Annotated in this window: 20 protein-coding genes and 3 tRNA genes; 9 read left to right on the top strand and 14 right to left on the bottom strand. The window is 36.3% G+C overall.

Features of this window, described 5'->3' with window-relative positions:
• Nucleotides 1–80 precede the first annotated feature (80 nt).
• Entirely contained in the window at nt 81–2,348 is a 2,268-nt protein-coding gene (locus tag INR75_RS19350; RefSeq protein ID WP_223090107.1) for an aconitate hydratase, read from the top strand.
• Nucleotides 2,349–2,363: 15 nt separating this feature from the next.
• Nucleotides 2,364–3,047 (top strand): TlpA disulfide reductase family protein, encoded by a 684-nt coding sequence (locus tag INR75_RS19345; RefSeq protein WP_255584594.1) that lies wholly within the window; start codon nt 2,364–2,366, stop codon nt 3,045–3,047.
• Here the strand turns inward: INR75_RS19345 and INR75_RS19340 are convergent.
• From INR75_RS19340 to INR75_RS19300, 9 genes are all read right to left on the bottom strand, one after another.
• Entirely contained in the window at nt 3,044–4,186 is a 1,143-nt protein-coding gene (locus INR75_RS19340) for a lycopene cyclase family protein (RefSeq protein WP_223090106.1), read from the bottom strand. The two genes, INR75_RS19345 and INR75_RS19340, sit on opposite strands and share 4 nt — an antisense overlap.
• A gap of 9 nt (nt 4,187–4,195) precedes the next feature.
• Nucleotides 4,196–4,651, bottom strand: a complete 456-nt coding sequence (locus INR75_RS19335) for a sterol desaturase family protein (protein ID WP_092543409.1) — start codon at nt 4,649–4,651, stop codon at nt 4,196–4,198.
• 16 nt (nt 4,652–4,667) lie between these two features.
• Nucleotides 4,668–5,507 (bottom strand): phytoene/squalene synthase family protein, encoded by an 840-nt coding sequence (locus INR75_RS19330; protein ID WP_223090105.1) that lies wholly within the window; start codon nt 5,505–5,507, stop codon nt 4,668–4,670.
• A 4-nt stretch (nt 5,508–5,511) separates the two neighbouring features.
• A complete protein-coding gene (locus INR75_RS19325; RefSeq protein WP_223090104.1) occupies nt 5,512–6,975 on the bottom strand; it encodes an NAD(P)/FAD-dependent oxidoreductase in 1,464 nt (487 codons plus the stop codon).
• 1 nt (nt 6,976) lies between these two features.
• Nucleotides 6,977–7,870: a MerR family transcriptional regulator gene (locus INR75_RS19320; RefSeq protein ID WP_223090103.1), complete on the bottom strand. Its 894-nt coding sequence runs from the start codon at nt 7,868–7,870 to the stop codon at nt 6,977–6,979.
• Between the two features lie 280 nt (nt 7,871–8,150).
• The gene (locus tag INR75_RS19315) at nt 8,151–8,666 is read right to left on the bottom strand and encodes a hypothetical protein (RefSeq protein WP_223090102.1); all 516 of its coding nucleotides are present in this window, start codon (nt 8,664–8,666) and stop codon (nt 8,151–8,153) included.
• A gap of 325 nt (nt 8,667–8,991) precedes the next feature.
• A tRNA-Leu gene (locus INR75_RS19310) sits at nt 8,992–9,075 on the bottom strand.
• A 57-nt stretch (nt 9,076–9,132) separates the two neighbouring features.
• Nucleotides 9,133–9,205, bottom strand: a tRNA-Lys gene (locus INR75_RS19305).
• A gap of 34 nt (nt 9,206–9,239) precedes the next feature.
• Nucleotides 9,240–9,312 (bottom strand) — tRNA-Lys (locus INR75_RS19300).
• Between the two features lie 125 nt (nt 9,313–9,437).
• Here INR75_RS19300 and INR75_RS19295 point away from each other — a divergent pair.
• Complete coding sequence (locus INR75_RS19295; protein WP_223090101.1) at nt 9,438–9,959, top strand: shikimate kinase; 522 nt, start codon at nt 9,438–9,440, stop codon at nt 9,957–9,959.
• Here INR75_RS19295 and INR75_RS19290 read toward each other — a convergent pair.
• Nucleotides 9,956–10,456: a phosphoribosyltransferase family protein gene (locus INR75_RS19290; RefSeq protein WP_092543397.1), complete on the bottom strand. Its 501-nt coding sequence runs from the start codon at nt 10,454–10,456 to the stop codon at nt 9,956–9,958. The two genes, INR75_RS19295 and INR75_RS19290, sit on opposite strands and share 4 nt — an antisense overlap.
• Before the next feature lie 10 nt (nt 10,457–10,466).
• Nucleotides 10,467–10,865 carry an RNA-binding S4 domain-containing protein gene (locus INR75_RS19285; protein ID WP_223090100.1) on the bottom strand — a complete coding sequence of 133 codons (399 nt, stop codon included), beginning with the start codon at nt 10,863–10,865 and terminating at the stop codon, nt 10,467–10,469.
• Nucleotides 10,866–10,947: 82 nt separating this feature from the next.
• Between INR75_RS19285 and INR75_RS19280 the strand changes: the two genes are divergently transcribed.
• Nucleotides 10,948–11,925, top strand: coding sequence for an FKBP-type peptidyl-prolyl cis-trans isomerase (locus tag INR75_RS19280; RefSeq protein ID WP_223090099.1), 978 nt, complete (start codon nt 10,948–10,950; stop codon nt 11,923–11,925).
• Nucleotides 11,926–11,993: 68 nt separating this feature from the next.
• On the opposite strand, the gene INR75_RS19275 is transcribed toward INR75_RS19280, so the two are convergent.
• From INR75_RS19275 to INR75_RS19265, 3 genes are all read right to left on the bottom strand, one after another.
• Nucleotides 11,994–12,587, bottom strand: a complete 594-nt coding sequence (locus INR75_RS19275) for an outer membrane beta-barrel protein (protein ID WP_223090098.1) — start codon at nt 12,585–12,587, stop codon at nt 11,994–11,996.
• 124 nt (nt 12,588–12,711) lie between these two features.
• Nucleotides 12,712–13,665 (bottom strand): transketolase family protein, encoded by a 954-nt coding sequence (locus INR75_RS19270; RefSeq protein WP_223090097.1) that lies wholly within the window; start codon nt 13,663–13,665, stop codon nt 12,712–12,714.
• A gap of 24 nt (nt 13,666–13,689) precedes the next feature.
• Nucleotides 13,690–14,535, bottom strand: coding sequence for a transketolase (locus INR75_RS19265; RefSeq protein WP_223090096.1), 846 nt, complete (start codon nt 14,533–14,535; stop codon nt 13,690–13,692).
• Nucleotides 14,536–14,709: 174 nt separating this feature from the next.
• Between INR75_RS19265 and tgt the strand changes: the two genes are divergently transcribed.
• The 5 genes from tgt (at nt 14,710) to INR75_RS19240 (ending at nt 20,984) form a co-directional block, all read left to right on the top strand.
• Nucleotides 14,710–15,840, top strand: a complete 1,131-nt coding sequence (tgt, locus tag INR75_RS19260; protein ID WP_223090095.1) for a tRNA guanosine(34) transglycosylase Tgt — start codon at nt 14,710–14,712, stop codon at nt 15,838–15,840.
• Between the two features lie 12 nt (nt 15,841–15,852).
• Nucleotides 15,853–16,929 carry an LptF/LptG family permease gene (locus INR75_RS19255; protein WP_092543385.1) on the top strand — a complete coding sequence of 359 codons (1,077 nt, stop codon included), beginning with the start codon at nt 15,853–15,855 and terminating at the stop codon, nt 16,927–16,929.
• Between the two features lie 85 nt (nt 16,930–17,014).
• Nucleotides 17,015–17,968 (top strand): acetyl-CoA carboxylase carboxyltransferase subunit alpha, encoded by a 954-nt coding sequence (locus INR75_RS19250; protein WP_092543383.1) that lies wholly within the window; start codon nt 17,015–17,017, stop codon nt 17,966–17,968.
• A 168-nt stretch (nt 17,969–18,136) separates the two neighbouring features.
• A complete protein-coding gene (gene dnaB, locus INR75_RS19245; RefSeq protein ID WP_223090094.1) occupies nt 18,137–19,690 on the top strand; it encodes a replicative DNA helicase in 1,554 nt (517 codons plus the stop codon).
• The gene (locus tag INR75_RS19240) at nt 19,668–20,984 is read left to right on the top strand and encodes an asparagine synthetase B (RefSeq protein ID WP_370629912.1); all 1,317 of its coding nucleotides are present in this window, start codon (nt 19,668–19,670) and stop codon (nt 20,982–20,984) included. Before dnaB ends, INR75_RS19240 begins: the two co-directional genes overlap by 23 nt.
• Nucleotides 20,985–21,066 lie beyond the last annotated feature (82 nt).

Genomic DNA, 21,066 nt, shown 5'->3' with positions numbered 1-21,066 from the left:
TAGAAGCGCTTTTCATTTTCAAAATCCGCTTAAATTTCTTATTTTTGTCGGACTTTTTTAGAACAAAAACTCTTAAAACGATGGCATACGATATTGATATGATCAAAAAGGTGTACGACCAGATGGCAGATCGTGTTACAAAAGCACGTGACGTTGTTGGTAGACCTTTAACACTTGCAGAAAAAATTCTTTACTCTCACTTATGGGATGGTGAAGCAACTACAGCTTACGAGAGAGCGAAAGACTACGTAGAATTCTCTCCAGATAGAATTGCTTGTCAGGATGCGACTGCGCAAATGGCTTTATTGCAATTTATGCAGGCTGGTAAAAAGAAAGTAGCCGTTCCTACTACAGTACACTGTGATCACCTTATCCAGGCGAAAATGGGAGCTGCAATCGATCTTCAAAGTGCCAACAAATCTAGTAGCGAAGTTTTCGATTTCTTAGAATCTGTTTCTAATAAATACGGAATTGGTTTCTGGAAACCGGGAGCCGGGATCATTCACCAGGTAGTATTAGAAAATTATGCATTCCCAGGAGGAATGATGATTGGTACCGATTCTCACACTGTAAATGCAGGTGGTTTAGGTATGGTAGCTATTGGTGTTGGTGGAGCCGATGCTGTAGATGTAATGGCAGGTATGCCCTGGGAACTTAAATTCCCTAAGCTTATCGGTGTTAAATTAACTGGTAAACTTTCTGGATGGACAGCACCAAAAGATGTGATTCTTAAGGTTGCAGGTATCTTGACTGTAAAAGGTGGTACTGGTGCAATTATCGAATATTTTGGTGAAGGTGCTCGTTCTATGTCTTGTACTGGTAAAGGTACGATCTGTAACATGGGAGCTGAGGTTGGTGCAACCACTTCAACTTTTGGTTATGACGAGTCTATGGAGCGTTACTTAAAAGCGACTAACCGTGAGGATGTTGCTGAAGCTGCTAACGCGGTTAAAGAACACTTAACCGGTGATGACGAGGTTTACGCTAATCCTGAAACTTATTTCGACGAAGTTATCGAGATCAACCTTTCAGAATTAAAACCTCATTTAAATGGACCATTTACGCCAGATCTTGCGACTCCAATTTCTGAAATGGGAGAGAAAGCTAAAGAAAACGACTGGCCAATCAATGTAGATTGGGGATTAATTGGTTCTTGTACTAACTCTTCTTACGAAGATCTTACCCGTGCAGCTTCAATTGCCAAACAAGCCGTTGATAAGAAAATAAAATCAAAATCAGATTTCGGAATTAATCCAGGATCTGAGCAAATTAGATTTACTGCAGAGCGTGATGGATTACTTCAAATCTTTGAAGATCTAGATGCGACTGTATTTACAAATGCCTGTGGGCCATGTATCGGTCAGTGGGATCGTAGTGACCGTAAAGGTGAAGAGAAAAACACTATCGTGCATTCTTTTAACCGTAACTTCTCTAAGCGTGCAGATGGGAATCCAAATACTCACGCTTTTGTTGGTTCTCCAGAGATGGTTGCTGCAATCGCAATTTCTGGTCGTTTAGATTTCGATCCAACTCGTGATAAATTGATCAACGAAAATGGAGAGGAAGTTATGTTAGATGAGCCGCAAGGTATCGAGCTTCCAACAAAAGGTTTTGCTGTAGAAGATGCTGGTTATGTAGCACCTAAGGAAGATGGTAGTGACGTAGAAGTAAAAGTTGCTGAAGATAGCGAGCGTTTACAATTACTTACACCTTTTGAGCCTTGGGATGGCAAAAACCTTACAGGAGCAAAACTTCTTATAAAAGCATGGGGTAAATGTACTACAGACCATATTTCTATGGCTGGTCCTTGGTTACGTTACCGTGGTCACTTAGATAACATTTCCAATAACTGTCTTATCGGGGCAATTAATGCATTTAATAAGAAATCTAACTTTGTAAAAAGCCAAATCACCGGGGAGTATGATGGCGTGCCGGCGGTACAAAGAGAGTATAAAAAAGAAGGAATTCCAACGGTAGTAGTAGGTGATCACAATTACGGTGAAGGATCGTCTCGTGAGCATGCTGCTATGGAGCCTCGTCATTTAGGTGTTAAAGTTGTACTAGTAAAATCTTTTGCTCGTATTCACGAAACTAACCTTAAGAAACAAGGTATGTTAGGACTTACTTTCAAAAATGAAGAAGATTACGATCTAATTCAGGAAGATGACACCTTCAACTTTATAGATCTAGAGGAGTTTGCTCCAGATAAAGATCTTACAATTGAAATAGTTCATGCAGATGGTTCTAAAGATACAATCAAAGCTGAACATACTTACAACCAGCCACAAATCGAATGGTATAAGCATGGTTCAGCATTAAACTTAATCAAAAAGCAAAACGCTGCTTAATTAAGATTTATATAGATGATTTTAAAAACTCTCGCTTTGGGCGAGAGTTTTTTGTTTTTAGTACAGTCTATACTTCAACATAAATCCTATGCCGATAAAATAGATTCAATTATTTTTGCTGAAAAATTGCCTGGTATGAAAAAGCTTTTTAAAAATCAATGGACCAATATCATTTTGGTAGTGATTATTATCGCGATGGTGATGCCGCAAACCCGAAAACCAATCGCCATTGTTTTTAATAAAATTATAGCTTCGAATCCAAGTGTTACCGATGAAGAAGAACGACCTGAGATCGAATCTTATAATTGGATCTTAGAAGATCGTTTTAAAAAAGAAGTCGATTTTCGACAATTTAAGAACAAAGTAATTTTAATAAATTACTGGGCTACATGGTGCCCGCCGTGTATTGCAGAAATGCCCAGTTTGAACGAAGTTTATCAGGATTATAAAGATCGTATGGTTTTTCTTTTTATAAGCGGAGAAGAATTCGAAACCAGCCAGGGTTTTATGAATGCTAAAGGATATGAGCTACCGGTTTATCGTATGAAAACTAACTATCCAGATCCTTTAGAAGGGTATAAGCTACCAACTTCTTATCTGATTGACAAGAATGGACGAATCGTGATTAAAAAAGAAGGTGCGGCCGATTGGAATAGCACTGGCTTTAGAAATACCTTGGAGGAGCTTTTGGCGGATTAGAGGCGGAATTTTCTAAAGAAAGAAACAATAAATTCTGGATCAAAAAGGCTAAACATGATCTTTAGATCTTCAGTAAATTTTGTTTCTTCGTCCAGATAAGCAAAAATCGCTTCAACTGAATTTTTCTGATAAAATTTGCTGAATATTTGCTCTCCTTTTTCATTTCTACGAGCTAAAACATCTAAGAAAATAGCGTCATAAAATTTATATTTACTTCGGAAGAGATCTTTTGAAGGTTCGTATCCAGATTTGATGTTTTCGATGATCTTTGTGATCTTTTTTTCTGTATGCTTGAAAGAATATCCTGTAGAACCTTTTACCCAACCACCACCTGTACCGATTTTGGTGATTTTGAAGTTATTATTTTTTTCGAAAGGAAAATCTGTCATTGGTATATTTCCTTTCTCTTCATTTAAAACCTCGTAAGTATCTATATTCAAGTATTCTGAAAGATATTTTTTCATCTGCTCATCATAAATTTCTTCTTCAGTAAGAAAAGGAGTGAAAAACGTATATTCTACAAGCGCTTCAGTTGCTGAAAATGGTAAAATATAGGTAAAACTAGTACTATTTTTATAAGTCAGTCTAAAATCCATCATCGTAAATTGACCTGGATCAAAAACAGGTGTTTCAGTTTTTACGTGATAACCTTTAAAATGTTGATAGATCTTTGTGTAATCCTGAGTTTCGTAATATTCTGAAGGGATTCTGCTATCAAAGAAATGTGTAGCGTTGTAGGTTTTCTTTCTCCCTACAGCTTTCATTGTCACGGGATCGATGTTTGAAATTTCGTCTTCAATTAAAAAAAAGTCTTCAGATTTACGAATTTCAGCTAAAGCATATTCGAAGAACTTTTCTGAAGTCAGCATTTTATAGGAATAGGGCTTTAAATCTAAATCTTCTTCAGCAGTAGTAGATATAAATTTTCCAGTTTTCCATTCCGCAGAAATTAAAGAATCCCAGCGTCCTTTCTCTTGTTCCCAGAAGCACCAGGTTTTATCTTTAGAAATATTAAAAGAAGGGTCGATAATGGCCATTTTCTTCCCTTTAAAAAAGACATCGTCTTTTAGACGCAAGGCCAATTGAAGTCCTGCAAGGCCGCCCCCAACAATCACATAAAAATAAACAGGGCCTAGCATACGGGATATTTACTTAGATTTTTTGAAGTATTTAAAAGGAACAAATAGCATCCCAAAGTTTTCGCCATCTTCTTTACCAATATGTTTGTGGTGCATTTTATGCGCTCTTCTAATTCCTTTTGCGTAGGTGCTATTTGCATTTCTAAAGATCTTGAAACGCTGATGTATAAAGATATCATGAACGCTAAAATAAGCGATTCCATAAGCTAAAATTCCAAGACCAATAGGTAACGTGAACCAAACATTTTCGTATCGCCATAAAAGAAAGCAACCAATACTTACGGCAGCGTAAAAAACAAAAAACAGATCGTTACGCTCCCACCAGCTGCTGTGATCTTTTTGATGATGATCTTTATGCAGGCTCCATAAAAAACCATGCATAATATATTTATGTGTAAACCAGGCCATACCTTCCATACCAACGAAGGTGGCTAAAAATATAGCGATCCAAAGAATTGTAGTCATAGTCTAAATTTACAAATTATATAAGATTAAGGCGGCAAGAGATATAAGATTTTGCAAGTAATCCTGCTTTTTGATAATCTGATACTCTAATTCGCTTTTTCTTAATTTCTAAAGATGGCGTTTGTTTTAATTTGTAAAGTAGTTTTTTGTAATAGATATAAGCTGTGTAAACTCCAAATTTAGCTTCAACCGGTAAGTGTATAATTCCGTTTAAGCCTTTTCTAAAATCCTCTTCAATTTCTGCAATAATACGTTTTTTACTGGCTTCGTCTAGTTGATCCAGATTAGTGTTTGGGAAATAACTTCGGTTTAAATCTTCAAAATCGGCTTTAAGATCTCTAAGAAAATTTACTTTTTGAAAAGCCGAGCCCAAACTCATGGCAGATTCTTTAAGCTCGTCGTACTTTTTTTGATCGCCTTTTACAAATACCTTTAAACACATAAGACCTACAACATCTGCACTTCCGTAGATATATTCTTTGTATTCATTGATGGTAAGGTAATCTGATTTGTGAAGATCTAAGCGCATGCTTTTCATGAAGGCAACATACAAATCTTGATCGATGTTGTATTTATGTACCGTTTCCTGAAATGCGTTTAGAATAGGATTTAAACTAATTTTATCCTCTAGGGCTTTGTAAAGATCGATCTCGAAATCATTGAATAATTTTTCTTTATCGTAATCGTGAAAACTGTCTACGATTTCATCTGCAAATCGCACAAAGCCGTAAATGTTATAGATATCCTGCCGTATGCTTGGAGCTAGCATTTTTGTTGCAGAAGAGAAAGAAGTACTGTAAGCATTGGTAACTTCTTTACTGCACGTTCTCGAAACAACGTCAAAAATAGATTTCATAGCACTAAATTTTGTTTTTTGTAATTAGCCCGGCGGTTAATTTTCCCGAGATCAATGATGGTGGAACTCCCGGGCCAGGTACCGTTAACTGTCCTGCAAAAAATAAATTCTTTACTTTCTTGCTTTTAAGCTTAGGTCGTAAAAAAGCTGTTTGAAGCAGTGTGTTTGCGAGTCCGTATGCATTGCCTTTGTAAGAATTATAAGCTTCTTTAAAATCGTTCACACAAAAGGACTCTTTAAATATAATATTATTTTTAACACTTTGATTGGTGATATTCTCGAATCTGGTAATGATTTTTTCGAAATACTTATTTCTAAGTTCTGGAGTATCTTCGATGTCTGGGGCAAGCGGAATTAAGAAAATCCCTGCTTCGTTGCCTTCAGGAGCGACATTATTATCGGTTACTGAAGGGAAACTGGCGTAGAAAAGCGGGTTTTCTGGCCACTGTGGGGTATCGTAAATATTTTGAGCGTGCACATCAAAGTCCGTATCAAAGAATAAACTGTGATGCACGGTATCTTTTAATTTTTTATCAAAACCAACATAAAAAAGGAGAGAAGAAGGAGCAAAAGTTCTGCTTTCCCAATATTTCTCTGAATATTGACGATGCTTTTGCGGAAGTAATTGTTCGCTGTGGTGATAATCTGCGCCACTAAGCACGATATCGCTGGCTATAAATTCATCGTTCGCATAGAGACCTTTTGCAGTCCCATTTTCCACTTCAATCTTAGAAACATTGCTGTTTGTTTTTATTTTAACTCCCAGGCTTTCGGCTAAGGATTGAATACCTCTAATAACTTCGTACATTCCGCCTTTTGGATGCCAGGTACCAAGACCAAAATCAGCATAATTCATAAAACTATAAAAGGACGGAGTAGCGGTTGGTTTTGCTCCTAAAAAAAGTACCGGAAATTCAAGAATCTTGATTAAATTCTCATTGCTGAATTCTTTTCTAACCTTTTTTGAAATCGTACTAAAAAACTGACCAATCCTTGCAGCGGTTTGCGGGGTTACAAGTTCTAGCGGAGAAACGCCCGGGCGATATACTACATCTTTGATAGCGATGTCATAGTTTTCCTGAGCTTCTTTTATAAATTTCTTTAAAGGTTTCGAGCTTCCTGGTTCTTCTTTTTCAAAAGCAGCATAAATCTTATCCAGGCTGTCTTCAATACTTATGTAATAACCCTTCTCGAAGTAAACGCGATAAGCAGGATCTAGTTTCACCAGCTTATAAAAATCCTCTGGTTTTTTACCAAAATCGGCAAAAAAGCGCTCAAAAACATCGGGCATCCAATACCAGGTTGGGCCAATATCAAAAGTAAATCCTTCTTTTTTTAGTTGTCTCGCTCTGCCGCCAACCTCGGCATTCTTTTCGTAAATGGTGATATCGTAACCTTCTTTAGCCAGGTAACAGGATGCTGCTAACGAAGCAAATCCAGATCCTATAATGCTAATTTTTTGCTTCATTTTAAATCGTCTTTATAAAATTATTTAAGTCGCGATATACTTTTATATTTTCTGGTAATGGAGAATCTTTAATGGTATTCGCTTTGTGACCAAAAAGATTTAATTCGTACTGGCGTCCATCACATATTATTTCCTGATATTCTTCAATAAATTCTGGCATGTTGATAGGAGCGATGGTACAATAACTCAAAAATCGAACATTAGGATATCGTTCTAATAAAAACTTCATATTAGAAAGCGGTAAGCTTGGTCCTAAAAAGATGGTTTGGTAACCTTCATTTAAAAGTATGTATTGAATATATAGAATTCCTATATCGTGGATTTCATTTTCTGGTAGAAATAGAATGAATAGATCATCCTTAGTAGGTGTTTTCGAACTTTTAATTTCAACCAGATTAAGGTATAATTTCTGTTTTATTAGATCTACAATATAATGCTCGTGTATAGGTTTTATGGTATCGGTTTGCCATAGCATTCCAACTTCATTTAGAAGCGGCAGGAAAATATCGTTAAAGATCTGCTTGAAGTTCTTTTTCTCGATCAAAGCTTTGTATGTTTTATCAAAAAGTGCTTCGTCGAAATTCATCATTGCCATCTTAAATTGATTGATAGCTCTATTCTCTTCGCTAATGCTAGAGGTAATGCGATGAACCATTGCGGTAATTTCTTGTTCGCTAAGTTTAGAAATTCGAGAGATCTTATAACCGTTTTCGTTAAGAAATGCGATGTTCAAAATTTTTTGAAGGCTCGAGCTATCGTACATTCTAATATTAGTTTCTGTACGCTCTGGCTTTAGAATATTGTATCGCTTTTCCCACATTCTTATGGTGTGAGCTTTAATACCACTAAGATTCTCGAGATCTTTTATGCTGAAGTTTTGTTTAATTAATTTCATATAATCCTATGATGCTAAACAAATCTAAAGAAATAGAATCTGTAATTTCCATAGGAAAAAGTTAAAATGTTTAATCTAGTGGTTAATTAATTAAACAAAATTAAAAATGAGCAAATAGATAAGCCTTTTACGTTGGGGATTTAGAATTCTGAAGGGTTGCTATATGGAGATTTCCTGATACTATGTTTGAAAATATGCGTCTGATGCAACAGGTTGGTTTTTCAACTATTAACGGCTTTTAATTCAAAAGTAGATATTAGCTATTTTATGACTACTCTTTTTAGTTATCATTCAATTTATTTTGTGGCTTGCTAAATTTAACCTCCCAATAGCTCTTCTTCTTTTTAAAAAACCAACTTCCGGTCATGCCAACTATACCAGTAGATAGGCCAACAAGTAAATAGAAAACACCATAGTTGTTTTTGATATTTAGAATTATAGGTAAACGTGTAAAAAGTTCTGCTGCAAATGCGCAATAAAGTCCAATGACAGACCAGTACATCCAGGATAAATGAGATACGATAGGTTGTTTAAAATTCTTTATATACATAGGTGTCATTCCCATAATCAAAGTTGCTGTATTGATAATCGCGAAAAAATGAAGAATTCCAAAGGTTTTGTGAACGCGGTATATTAGAAACGCCGATGCGCATACTATGATCATGGAGATAATATAAATTGTTCCTGTTCTTATATGAAATAAAGATCCTTTTGGATTAATTAATATTAGGCTTCCAGTAATTAATGCTATTAAGGCGAAGATAGTATGTGTCCATCCAATTATATCGTGTGGCATCTCTAAAGAATTTGATTTAAAGGTGGATATAAATAGAATAAAATTTATAATTCTTTTACTGAACCGTCAAAACGGATAGCTGAGTTGTATAAATGACTTCACTCAACAAAATTCGAGCTATGCTGTAGCTTTGCATTACCTCATAACTTTTATAGCTGAAGCGTAAAAATCTCGGTTTCACCATAATATCATCAAGTTTAAAATACTTGCTAATATTGTTGAATTTTAAAGAGTATTTTTTCTGAAATCTATAAAAAGAATCAGCTTTAATATCTATTTAAATTAATTTGAATAAAAATAATGAAGAAAAAGAAAAGTGTTTGAGTGCCCAGGATGGGAGTCGAACCCATACGCCCTAATGGACACATGGCCCTCAACCATGCCTGTCTACCAATTCCAGCACCTGGGCAAATGCGCCGCAATAAACGGGCTAAAAAATGAGTTTGAGAAACTCTAAATAAAAAAGTGATCTGGCTGGGGCTCGAACCCAGGACCCTCTCCTTAAAAGGGAGATGCTCTACCAACTGAGCTACCAGATCAAATTTATATTTAATAAAAATAAGAACAAAAAAGTGATCTGGCTGGGGCTCGAACCCAGGACCCTCTCCTTAAAAGGGAGATGCTCTACCAACTGAGCTACCAGATCATTAAATAAGCATCCATCGTTTTGCGAATGCGGGTGCAAATATATAATCAATTTTTTATTTTTCAAGCTTATTTTAAATTAAATTTGCTTTCAGTAGAAATTAACTCGAAAAAAACGGCTACGATATGAAAATTTTCCTGAATGGTTACATGGGGTCTGGGAAGTCTCTTATAGGTAAAAAACTTTCTGAATCAATGGATTATCCTTTGGTAGATATGGACGATCAGATAGAATTGATGGAAGGAAGAAGCATCCATGAAATTTTTCAAAAAAAAGGAGAATTATATTTTAGAAAATTAGAAAATCAGGTTTTAAAAGATATTTTGGATAAAAACGATAACATGATCGTGTCTCTTGGAGGCGGAACTCCATGCTACGGAAATAATTTTGAGCTTTTAAAGGCAGATGAAAATAATAAAACTGTTTACTTAAAAGCTTCGGTAGAAGAATTAACCAGTAGGTTGTTCTTAGAAAAAGTGCATCGCCCGGTGATTAGCCATTTAGATACTAAAGAGCAATTAGAAGAATTTATTAGAAAGCACTTGTTTGAAAGAGCTTTTTATTACAATCAATCCAACATCATTGTGGATGTAGATGGGGCTACACCCACAGCGATCGTGGAAAAAATAAAATCTAAACTTGATTAAATAAGCTCGGCTCTGTCATTTCCTTCTTCAAAAGTGATCTTTACCATTTCATTTAAAGAAGTAGAAAGAGAAATACCTTTAAAATCGGCTTTTACGGGATATTTTTTGTGATTACGGTCTACAAGTACCGCAGTTTTAAATTGTTTTAATGGTACGTCTAAGAAATGGCGTACTCCGTAGATTAGAGTGGTGCCAGAGTTTAATACGTCGTCCACTAAAACTATGGATTTTTCGCTATAGTCCTGTGAAGGGATAGAAGTAGTGATTTCACTTAGTGGACTTTTCTTATCGATCTTCACCTCACAAAGAATGATTTTTAGCGGAGAGATCCTTTCTAATTCGGTTTGGATTCTCTTCGCTAATTTAAAACCTTTCCTAGCGATACCTGCCAGTACGATTTCTTCTTCGTTAATATTATTTTCGTAGATCTGAAATGCGATTCGCTTGGTTTTTTGAGCAATTTCAGCGTGATTTAAAATTTGAACCTTTTCTTTCATCTAAGTTCTATTAAGTGTTTTGATCTTTATTTTCAGAATCGCTGGCATTATCAAACCAATCTTCGATATCTCGGCGATCTTTTTTTGTAGGTCTTCCGGTACCTTTTTTACGGTAATAATCTTTTGAATATTTTAGAAGATCTAATTTCTCAAAAGCTTCTTTCGGGGTATGGTCCTGAACGTAAATACTCACAAGCTTGGCACCCACCCGGCTGGGAGGAAGGTCTAATACCTCTAACTGATAGTCTATTTGATTCTTTCTAACTACTAGCCTGTCCCCAGGAAAAATTTCTTTTGAAGGCTTCATGTTACTACCGCTCATTTTTACTTTACCCTGCTTGCAGGCATTCGTAGCAATGCTTCGGGTTTTAAAGTACCGCACACTCCATAAAAATTTATCAACTCTCATAATAAATGGTCCTTAAAACTGTTCTATAATCATAAACAAAAATACAAGATTATTGTATCTTGCGCCCTTAAAAAACGAGACAATGCGATTGAACAAATATTTTTTAGCCGGAATTGCTTTGACCGGCCTTATTTTTACGAGTTGTGACGACGATGACGACGGTACAGTAGATCCGATAGAATTAAGGGACGAGCAGGAGCAAAGAACGGCCGATGATGATAGTCTTGTAGAGTATTTACAAACTCACTTTTATAATTACGAAGAATTTGAAAATCCAGCAGCAGATTTCGATTATAATATCGTTTTTGATACCATTGCTGGTGAGAATAGTGATAAAGTCTCTATTTGGGAATCCCCAAATTTTTCAACAAAAACAGTTACCTATCAGGCTAACGAAACTGAATTAGATTACAATCTTTACCTGTTAGAGGTTAGAGAAGGAGCTGGAGAGCAACCACACTTTTCAGATTCTACTTATGTAAGATATAAGGGAGAATTAATTAATGCTGAAGTTTTTGACAATAGTATTAACTCACCAGTTTGGTTTGATCTTGAAGGATTTGTTGGTATTCAAAGCGATGGTAGCTTAGTAAGAAGAGGTGGTGTTGTAGAAGCCTTTCAACAGGCATTGATCGAGTTTAGAGGAGCTTCAAATTATAGCGTTAACCCAGATAATACGGTAGAATGGTCTAATGATTACGGAATAGGTGCTTTATTTGCACCATCTGGATTGGGATATTTTAATGGTACTAGTCCTGGTTATGGATATAGTCCATTAATTTTTACATTTCATTTGTTGAATGTAAACGAAGCAGATCATGATGGAGACGGTATCCCAAGTTGGATGGAAGATATAGATGGTGACGGAAGTTTATTTGATGATGACTCTGACGGCGATGGTCTACCAGATCATTCAGATACAGATGATGATGGTGATGGATTACCAACACGCCAGGAAATTATTATTAATGCCGATGGTAGTTTAACGTTCCCGGACACCAACAATAACGGAACTCCTAATTATTTAGATGCAGATTCTTTTGAGCCTGTAGAAGAATAATTTTTAAATAAGTACAGAGAAAAAGCTCCTTGAAAAGGAGCTTTTTTGGTTTTGGGGTATTTGGTTTTTTAAAGAGCAAGGGATAAACTCAAGATCCATTGTGAAGGCCTGGAGTCTATATTGAAATTATCGCTAGCAGTTTCGTTAAAAGCGGTGTTCTCTGTAAAGGCTCCTTCGTATCGTACATCGATCCCTAAACTTCCTAAATTTAAACCAGCGCCTAATTGATATCCTACTGAAATATCATTCTCTACGTCGCTAATTTCAAACCTATCATTATCTATTTCGTTATTGGTGATATACTGAAAAGAAGGACCTGCTTTAATATTAAGAGGACCAAGAATGTCTACTCCTAATAAAACGGGCAAGTCGATTTTATCCAGGTTGTACTCAAACGCACCATAATCTGTAGTCAGTTTAGTATATACAAGCTCAGGTTGTATAAAAACAGCAGAGATTCCAAATTTAGTATAGATACCAAAGTGGTATCCTGCTTTTGATTCTCCTTCTGTAATGTCTGGAAAATCATCTACGGCGTCCTGAAAGCCATCAATATCTCCTGTAGATCCATAATTTAAACCTCCTTTAATACCAAACTCGGTAGATTGCGCCCATAATCCGGTAGAGGCTAAGCATAGTAAAATGATTAGAACTTTTTTCATGATATAAATTATTAGTTAGCTATTAAACGCAAATTACATTCTAAAATTTTAGCTAAAAATAACAAAGCCTTTTAAATTGACTTTAAAAGGCTTTATTTTACAGTGTTTAACGCTTTTTAAGCTTTTATTTACGTTTGATAACTTTTTCTGAAGCTGCTACAATGGCTTCAGCATTAAGTCCGTATTTTTCCATAAGCTGGTCTGGAGTACCACTTTCACCAAAAGTATCTTTGGTAGCCACAAATTCTTGTGGAGCTGGATAGTGCTCAGATAAAGTTCTGGAAACACTTTCTCCTAGACCTCCAAGGAAGTTATGTTCTTCAGCAGAAACAACACAACCAGTTTTCTTTACAGATTTTACGATTGCTTCTTCATCTAAAGGCTTAATCGTGTGAATATTGATAATTTCAGCACTAATTCCTTTTTCTTCTAAAGCTTCACCGGCTTTTATAGCTTCCCATACTAAGTGACCTGTAGCGATGATAGTGACATCGGTACCTTCATTCAGCATAATAGCTTTACCAATTTCAAATTTTTGATCTACCGGAGTGAATATTGGTACTTTTGGACGTCCAAAACGTAAGTAAACAGGTCCTTCATGCTCTGCAATTGCAATTGTTGCTGCTTTTGTTTGGTTGTAGTCACAAGGATTGATCACTGTCATTCCCGGTAACATTTTCATAAGTCCAATGTCTTCTAGGATCTGGTGAGTAGCACCATCTTCTCCCAGCGTTAAGCCTGCGTGAGAAGCACAAATTTTTACGTTTTTCCCAGAATAGGCGATAGACTGTCTAATTTGATCGTAAACACGACCTGTAGCGAAATTGGCGAATGTACCAGTATAAGGAATATAGCCTCCTATAGTTAATCCTGCAGCCATTCCCATCATGTTTGCTTCTGCAATACCCGTTTGGAAAAAACGGTCTGGGTTAGCTTCAATAAAGTCGGCCATTTTTAAAGAAGGAGTAAGATCGGCACATAGTGCTACAACTTTATCATTGGTTTTACCAAGCTCAGCAAGCCCTGCACCAAAACCACTTCTTGTATCTTGTTTTTCAGTATAAGTGTATTTTTTCATTGTATTCTTTTTTGGAAAAGAGTTTTAGTAATCGCCTAAAGTTTCGGGATTTTGTGCAAGCGCACTTTCTAGTTGTTCGTCGTTTGGAGCTTTACCATGCCATTCGTGTGTGTGCATCATAAAGTCTACGCCGTTACCCATTACGGTTGTCATAAGAACACAAACAGGTTTTCCTTTACCAGTGTGCTCTTTAGCTTCGTTTATTCCTTCGATTACTTTTTCTATGTCGTTTCCTTCTGCAATTTCTAAAACGTCCCATCCAAAAGCTTCGAATTTAGCTTTTAGATCTCCCATGTGAAGTACAGTATCTGTACTACCATCGATCTGCTGGCCGTTTACATCTACAGTAGATATAATATTATCTACTCCTTTAGCACCAGCATACATAATAGCTTCCCAATTTTGTCCTTCCTGTAATTCACCATCACCATGAAGTGTATAAACCAGTTTGCTATCTTTATTTAATTTTTTAGCCTGCGCAGCACCTAAAGCTACAGACATTCCCTGACCTAAAGATCCAGAAGCAATTCGTATTCCTGGAAGACCTTCGTGAGTTGTTGGGTGTCCTTGCAAGCGAGAATCGATCATTCTAAATGTTCCTAATTCTTCAACAGGAAAGTATCCGCTACGAGCAAGTACACTATAAAACACAGGAGAAATATGACCGTTAGAAAGGAAGAAGATATCTTCTCCTTTTCCGTCCATATTAAAACTAGGATCGTGATCCATGATTTCCTGATAAAGTGCTACAAAAAATTCTGTACAACCAAGAGAACCTCCAGGGTGTCCAGAGCTAACTTTATGAACTTGTCTTACGATATCCCTGCGTACTTGGGTAGCAAAACTTTTTAATTCTTCAATGTTTGCCATTATATAGTTATTGTTGTGAATATTTAATGCTAAAATAAGCTAATAATATGCTTTCTCAAAACGAAAAGGAGTGAGTATTTCATATAAGTGTTAAAGTTACACTTTATTTTTGGAATATCTTAATACTTTAATTTGCAATAATGTTAAGTATCTTTGCAGCCATGAAATTTTTATATGGAATTTGAACTTTTAAAGACAGATCCTGCCAGTAAAGCCCGGGCCGGTAAGATAACTACAGATCACGGAGTAATAGAAACTCCTATTTTTATGCCGGTTGGGACCGTGGCTTCTGTAAAAGGAGTGCATCAAACCGAGCTTAAACAGGAAATAGATCCAGATATTATTTTAGGAAATACCTATCATCTTTATTTAAGACCTAAAACCGAGATTTTAAAAAAGGCAGGCGGTCTTCATAAATTTATGAACTGGGATCGTAACATCCTTACCGATAGTGGAGGTTACCAGGTGTATTCCCTTTCTGGTAGAAGAAAAATTAAAGAAGAGGGCGTAAAGTTCAAATCTCATATCGATGGTTCTTATCACGTTTTTACTCCAGAGAATGTAATGGAAATTCAGCGCGAAATAGGTGCAGATATTATTATGGCCTTTGATGAATGTACGCCGTATCCCTGCGATTACAATTATGCTAAGAGATCGATGCATATGACGCATCGTTGGTTAGATCGTTGTATAAAACATTTTGCTGATACGCCACCACTTTATGGATACGATCAAACCTTATTTCCAATTGTTCAGGGAAGTACGTATAAAGATCTACGAAGACAATCTGCGGAATATATTGCTTCTCGTAATGCTGAAGGAAATGCAATAGGAGGCTTATCTGTAGGTGAACCCGCAGAAGAGATGTATGCAATGACCGAGGTGGTTACTGAAATTCTTCCTGAAGATAAACCACGATATCTTATGGGAGTAGGAACTCCTATTAATATTTTAGAAAATATCGCACTTGGTATCGATATGTTCGATTGTGTAATGCCTACCCGAAACGCAAGAAACGGAATGCTTTTTACCGCTCATGGAACGATTAATATCAAAAACAAAAAATGGGCAGACGATTTTTCGCCAATTGATGATATGGGAATCACCTTTGTAGATACGCAATATTCAAAAGCATACGTTCGTCATTTATTTACCGTTAATGAAATGCTTGGCAAGCAAATTGCAACCATACATAACCTCGGATTTTATCTTTGGTTGGTACGCGAAGCAAGAAAGCATATTTTAGCAGGAGATTTTAGAACCTGGAAAGATATGATGGTGAAGCAAATGGATAAAAGACTATAAAAAAATCGTAGTTTGAAAATTTTAGACTGGTACATTTTAAAGCGCTATTTAGGAACCTTCAGTATGATGTTGTTGCTGTTTATTCCTATTGGGATTACAGTTAATCTTGCTGAAAAAATCGATAAGATTTTAGAAAATGAAGTTCCTTTTGTTGAGGTAGCCGAGTACTATCTAAATTTTACAATCTATTTCGCTAATCTTTTATTTCCGCTTTTTCTTTTCCTCTCTATAATTTGGTTCACATCTAAACTGGCTAATAATACAGAGGTTATTGCATTTTTAAGTAGTGGCGTTTCATTTTATCGATTTTTAAGGCCTTATATAATTGGTGCAACGATCGTTTGTATCGCTGCATTAGGATTAAGTATGTTCTTAGCGCCTAAAGCGAGTAAAGGTTTTAATGAATTTAAGTACGAATATTTAAAAAGAGGCCACGAAACTCAGGAAACTAAAGATGTATATCGCCAGGTAAATGATAATGAGGTTATTTATGCCAGTCATTTTAGACCAAAAACACATACAGCTAGTAATTTCACCTTAGAGCATTTTGAAGGCAATGAACTTAAATTCAAGATTAGTGCTTCCAGGTTAAAATTTAATACTGAAGATTCTACCTACACTTTATCGAATGTCGATAGAAGGGTTGTAGGTGAGTTTGGGGATGAAATTAGTAAAGAAACAAGATTAGATACAATTCTACCTTTCGAATTTGATGAATTAACTCCAGAGACTTATATCGCTGAAACTTTAAGTTTTTCAGAATTAAACGAATTTATAGAAAAAGAAAGTCGCCGTGGATCTGGGAATATGAACATGTATCTGGTAGCAGCTTATAAACGTGTAAGCATTCCGGTTTCAGCATTTATTCTTACCATTATTGCAGTTGCAGTTTCCTCGATGAAGCGTCGCGGAGGAATGGGAGTTAATTTGGCTGTAGGAATTTCGCTGGCCTTTATTTTTATATTTTTCGATAAGGTTTTTGGTACAATTGCCGAGCAATCAACCTTTTCGCCGCTACTAGCAGTATGGATCCCAAATATATCATTTGGTATCCTGGCCGTCTTTTTATTGTTAAAAGCAAAACGTTAATAAAAATTATTGAGCTTTCGCTTTAATTCTTCGATTTAAAGTTTGTTATATTTGTAGGCTCAAATAAAAACAACCATAGCTACTTATGGAATATTTAGACTTTGAATTACCGATTAAAGAACTGGAAGAGCAGTACGATCGCGCCTGTAATATTGGGGAAGAAAGCGAAGTCGATGTAACTGCCACCTGTAAACAGATCGAGAAAAAACTTAAGGAGAAGAAAAAAGAGATTTACAAAAATCTTACTGCATGGCAACGCGTACAGTTGTCCAGACATCCTAACCGTCCCTACACGCTCGATTACATAAATGCGATTTGCGGTGATACATTTTTAGAATTACACGGGGATCGTAGTGTAAAAGACGATAAAGCCATGATTGGTGGTCTTGGAAAAATTGGTGATCAAAGTTTTATGTTCGTTGGTCAACAAAAAGGATTCAACACTAAAACACGCCAGTACCGTAACTTTGGGATGGCAAATCCAGAAGGATATCGCAAGGCTTTACGTTTAATGAAATCTGCAGAGAAATTTAATCTTCCTGTAGTTTGTTTTGTAGATACTCCGGGAGCTTACCCAGGACTAGAGGCCGAGGAAAGAGGACAAGGTGAAGCGATCGCTCGTAACATTATGGAAATGACTCGCCTTAGCGTACCAATTATTGTGGTAATTATTGGTGAAGGTGCCAGTGGTGGTGCTTTAGGAATAGGTGTAGGAAATAAGGTATTAATGTTAGAGAATACCTGGTATTCTGTGATCTCTCCAGAATCCTGTTCTTCGATCTTATGGAGAAGCTGGGAATATAAAGAGACCGCTGCTGAAGCTTTAAAGCTTACTGCTGAAGATATGAAGAAACAAAAGCTTATCGACGAGATCGTAAAAGAGCCACTTGGTGGAGCACATAGCGATCGAGAAGGAACCTTTAAAGCTGTGGAAAAATCTATTTTAAAATCTTTTGAAGAGCTTAAAAACTTATCAAAGGAAGATTTGATAAGTTCTAGAATGGATAAATATTTAGATATGGGAGTCTATAAAGATTAATCCGTTCTAAATCATACGATATAACGGAAATCCGAAACCTATGTTTCGGATTTTTTTGGCCTTATCAACAAAAAAATAAAGTTTTCAACAACCAAATTGTTTATTATTAGTGAACTAGAAATCTCTGTTTTTTTAAGAGCTAGTTAACAAATTGGTTACATTCGTGCTATGGAAAAAATCGCAACATCACCTGCATATAACAAACAAAATTCTAATGTCATTAGTCTGGAAAAAGGAAAGATACCTCCGCAGGCTGTTGATTTAGAGGAGGTTGTGCTTGGTGCGATGATGATCGATAAAAAGGGGGTAGACGAAATTATTGATATCTTACACCCTGATGCGTTTTATAAAAATTCGCACAAGCTTATCTATGAAGCTATTTTCAAGCTTTTTGAAAATACCGAGGCGATCGACTTATTAACGGTTTCCAATCAACTTAAGAAAGATGGGAACTTCGAAAAAGCCGGTGGTGATTATTACCTTATCCAGCTAACACAAAGAGTATCATCTTCTGCGCATATCGAGTTTCACGCAAGGATTATTCTTCAAAAATATATTCAGCGTAGTTTGATAAAAATTTCTGCGGAAATTATCGAAGAAGCCTACGATGAAAGTGTAGATGTTTTCGATCTTTTAGATTCGGCTGAAGCAAAATTATACGAGGTTACCCAGGGTAATATTAAAAAATCAACCGAATCTGCCCAAAGTTTGGTTATTCAAGCAAAGGCACGAATTCAGGACATATCAAATCGAGAAGGATTAAGTGGTGTTCCTTCAGGATTCGATAAATTAGATGAGCTAACTTCAGGATGGCAGCCTTCAGATTTGATTATCGTTGCAGCGCGTCCTGGTATGGGTAAAACCGCATTAACCTTATCGATGGCACGAAACATTGCGGTTGGCCAGGGAATACCGGTGGCTTTTTTCTCTCTAGAGATGTCTTCGGTACAGTTGATTACGCGTTTAATTTCTTCGGAAACTGGGCTTTCTTCAGAAAAATTAAGAACAGGGAATCTAGAAAAACACGAGTGGGAACAGCTTAATGTGAAGGTAAAAGACCTTGAAAAAGCACCACTTTTTATAGATGATACACCGTCTTTATCGATTTTCGACCTTAGAGCAAAAGCACGTCGTTTAGCATCGCAATTCGGTATTAAACTGATCGTGATCGATTACCTTCAGTTAATGACGGCCGGAGGAACGCAAAAAGGAGGAAACCGTGAACAGGAAATCTCGACAATCTCACGAAACCTTAAAGCGCTGGCAAAAGAATTAAATGTACCGGTAATTGCACTTTCTCAGCTATCGCGTGCTGTAGAAACTCGTGGAGGTAGTAAAAGGCCATTACTTTCAGATCTTAGGGAATCTGGTGCGATCGAGCAGGATGCTGATATTGTATCGTTCATTTACCGCCCAGAATATTACAAAATTGAAGAATGGGATGATGAAGAACGTTCTCCAACTGAAGGACAAGGTGAATTTATCGTTGCAAAACACCGTAACGGTGGTTTAGAAAATATCCGTCTTAAATTTATTGGTCATCTTGGTAAATTTGATAACTTAGAAGACTTTGATTCTCCTTTCGAATTTCATTCTAAAATGAACGATGGTGATGATAACGAGTCTGGAAGCTCAAATCTTCCAAGTCCAAGTGCAGATGAAGCTTTTGGAAGTTCTATGAATGATTTTAATCAGGATGATGATAGTGACGTTCCTTTCTAAATTCAGAAATACTTTAAAAAATAACGAAAGACAGTTTAAAGCAGCTTTGCTTTTTACTGTCTTTTTCTTTTTAGGTTTTTCCGGTTTTGCCAATAAAATTCTGGTGCCAATGGATCCAGAAGCCCAGGAAAATCATTTAAAAGCCTACGGAATTACATATTTCGCGCTAGAAAATCAGATCAAAGCTCAATGGTTATTAAATTATCGTGGTGGCTCTTTTCTTTTTGAAGCTGAAGAAAGCTTAGAGCGAGAATGTAAGATTCGAGGTGTTTCTTTTGAAATTTTAACCGATAATGATGCGAAGTCGATATTAGATGAAATTTCGAGTCCTTCTAAAAATATGGAAAGCGTAATTTTAGAAAAAGCGCCAAAAATTGCGGTGTATTCTCCAAAAGGGAACAAGCCCTGGGACGATGCAGTAACGATGGCACTTACGTATGCTGAAATTCCGTATGAAACTATTTATGATACCGAAGTTTTAAATGATGCGCTAATTTTATACGATTGGCTGCATCTTCATCACGAAGATTTTACGGGACAATACGGGAAATTCTATCGAGCTTACAGAACTACTCCCTGGTATATTGAGGATAAAAAAAATGCAGAAGCTTTGGCTTCAAATCTTGGTTATGATAAAGTTTCAAACGAAAAATTAGCTGTAGCTTTAAAGATTAGAGATTATGTAGTCGGCGGTGGCTTTATGTTTGCGATGTGTAGCGCAACAGATAGTTTTGATATCTCACTGGCAGCTGAAAATACAGATATTGCCGAGCCGATGTTCGACGGAGATCCAAGTGATCCTGGCTATCAATCGAAATTAGATTTCAATACAACCTTTGCATTTACCGATTTTATTCTGGAGCGAAGTCCTATGGTTTACGAGTTTTCGTCTATAGATATGACGTCTAAGCGAGCCGTGCCAATGGAGAAAGATTATTTTACGCTAATGGATTATTCGGCTAAATGGGATGTAATTCCTACCATGCTAACCCAAAACCATACAAGATTAGTAAAGGGATTTATGGGGCAAACTACAGCCTATAATCCAGAGAATATAAAAGCCAATGTGCTGGTAATGGGAGAAAATAAAGTAAATGGGGAAGCACGATATATTCATGGCGTAAAAGGCAAAGGTTTTTTTACGTTTTATGGCGGGCACGATCCAGAAGATTATCAGCATAGGGTAGGAGATCCAAAAACCGAGCTAGAATTACATCCAAATTCACCCGGCTATCGATTAATACTGAATAATGTTTTATTTCCTGCAGCTAAAAAGAAGAAGAAAAAAACATGAAAACTAAACTTTTTATACTTAGAATACTTACAGTATTTATGGTGGTTTTAATTCTTATAGAAGTACTGTATTTATCTAACAC

It is taken from the genome of Zunongwangia sp. SCSIO 43204 (assembly GCF_019904275.1).
In the GTDB taxonomy this organism is placed as follows: Bacteria; Bacteroidota; Bacteroidia; order Flavobacteriales; family Flavobacteriaceae; genus Zunongwangia; species Zunongwangia mangrovi.
Note: the sequence above shows the minus strand (reverse complement) of the source record. Positions and strands in the feature narration are given on the sequence as shown.

Bases quoted from the DNA above. Each gene is read 5' to 3' on its own strand.
- INR75_RS19325 (WP_223090104.1), bottom strand. From the start codon at position 6,975: ATGAAGCAAAAAATTAGCATTATAGGATCTGGATTTGCTTCGTTAGCA.
- INR75_RS19320 (WP_223090103.1), bottom strand. From the start codon at position 7,870: ATGAAATTAATTAAACAAAACTTCAGCATAAAAGATCTCGAGAATCTT.
- INR75_RS19330 (WP_223090105.1), bottom strand. From the start codon at position 5,507: ATGAAATCTATTTTTGACGTTGTTTCGAGAACGTGCAGTAAAGAAGTT.
- INR75_RS19350 (WP_223090107.1), top strand. From the start codon at position 81: ATGGCATACGATATTGATATGATCAAAAAGGTGTACGACCAGATGGCA.
- dnaB (WP_223090094.1), top strand. From the start codon at position 18,137: ATGGAAAAAATCGCAACATCACCTGCATATAACAAACAAAATTCTAAT.
- tgt (WP_223090095.1), top strand. From the start codon at position 14,710: ATGGAATTTGAACTTTTAAAGACAGATCCTGCCAGTAAAGCCCGGGCC.
- INR75_RS19315 (WP_223090102.1), bottom strand. From the start codon at position 8,666: ATGCCACACGATATAATTGGATGGACACATACTATCTTCGCCTTAATA.
- INR75_RS19275 (WP_223090098.1), bottom strand. From the start codon at position 12,587: ATGAAAAAAGTTCTAATCATTTTACTATGCTTAGCCTCTACCGGATTA.
- INR75_RS19290 (WP_092543397.1), bottom strand. From the start codon at position 10,456: ATGAAAGAAAAGGTTCAAATTTTAAATCACGCTGAAATTGCTCAAAAA.
- INR75_RS19265 (WP_223090096.1), bottom strand. From the start codon at position 14,535: ATGGCAAACATTGAAGAATTAAAAAGTTTTGCTACCCAAGTACGCAGG.
- INR75_RS19240 (WP_370629912.1), top strand. From the start codon at position 19,668: ATGATAGTGACGTTCCTTTCTAAATTCAGAAATACTTTAAAAAATAAC.
- INR75_RS19345 (WP_255584594.1), top strand. From the start codon at position 2,364: ATGATTTTAAAAACTCTCGCTTTGGGCGAGAGTTTTTTGTTTTTAGTA.
- INR75_RS19340 (WP_223090106.1), bottom strand. From the start codon at position 4,186: ATGCTAGGCCCTGTTTATTTTTATGTGATTGTTGGGGGCGGCCTTGCA.
- INR75_RS19250 (WP_092543383.1), top strand. From the start codon at position 17,015: ATGGAATATTTAGACTTTGAATTACCGATTAAAGAACTGGAAGAGCAG.
- INR75_RS19295 (WP_223090101.1), top strand. From the start codon at position 9,438: ATGAAAATTTTCCTGAATGGTTACATGGGGTCTGGGAAGTCTCTTATA.
- INR75_RS19335 (WP_092543409.1), bottom strand. From the start codon at position 4,651: ATGACTACAATTCTTTGGATCGCTATATTTTTAGCCACCTTCGTTGGT.
- INR75_RS19285 (WP_223090100.1), bottom strand. From the start codon at position 10,865: ATGAGAGTTGATAAATTTTTATGGAGTGTGCGGTACTTTAAAACCCGA.
- INR75_RS19270 (WP_223090097.1), bottom strand. From the start codon at position 13,665: ATGAAAAAATACACTTATACTGAAAAACAAGATACAAGAAGTGGTTTT.
- INR75_RS19280 (WP_223090099.1), top strand. From the start codon at position 10,948: ATGCGATTGAACAAATATTTTTTAGCCGGAATTGCTTTGACCGGCCTT.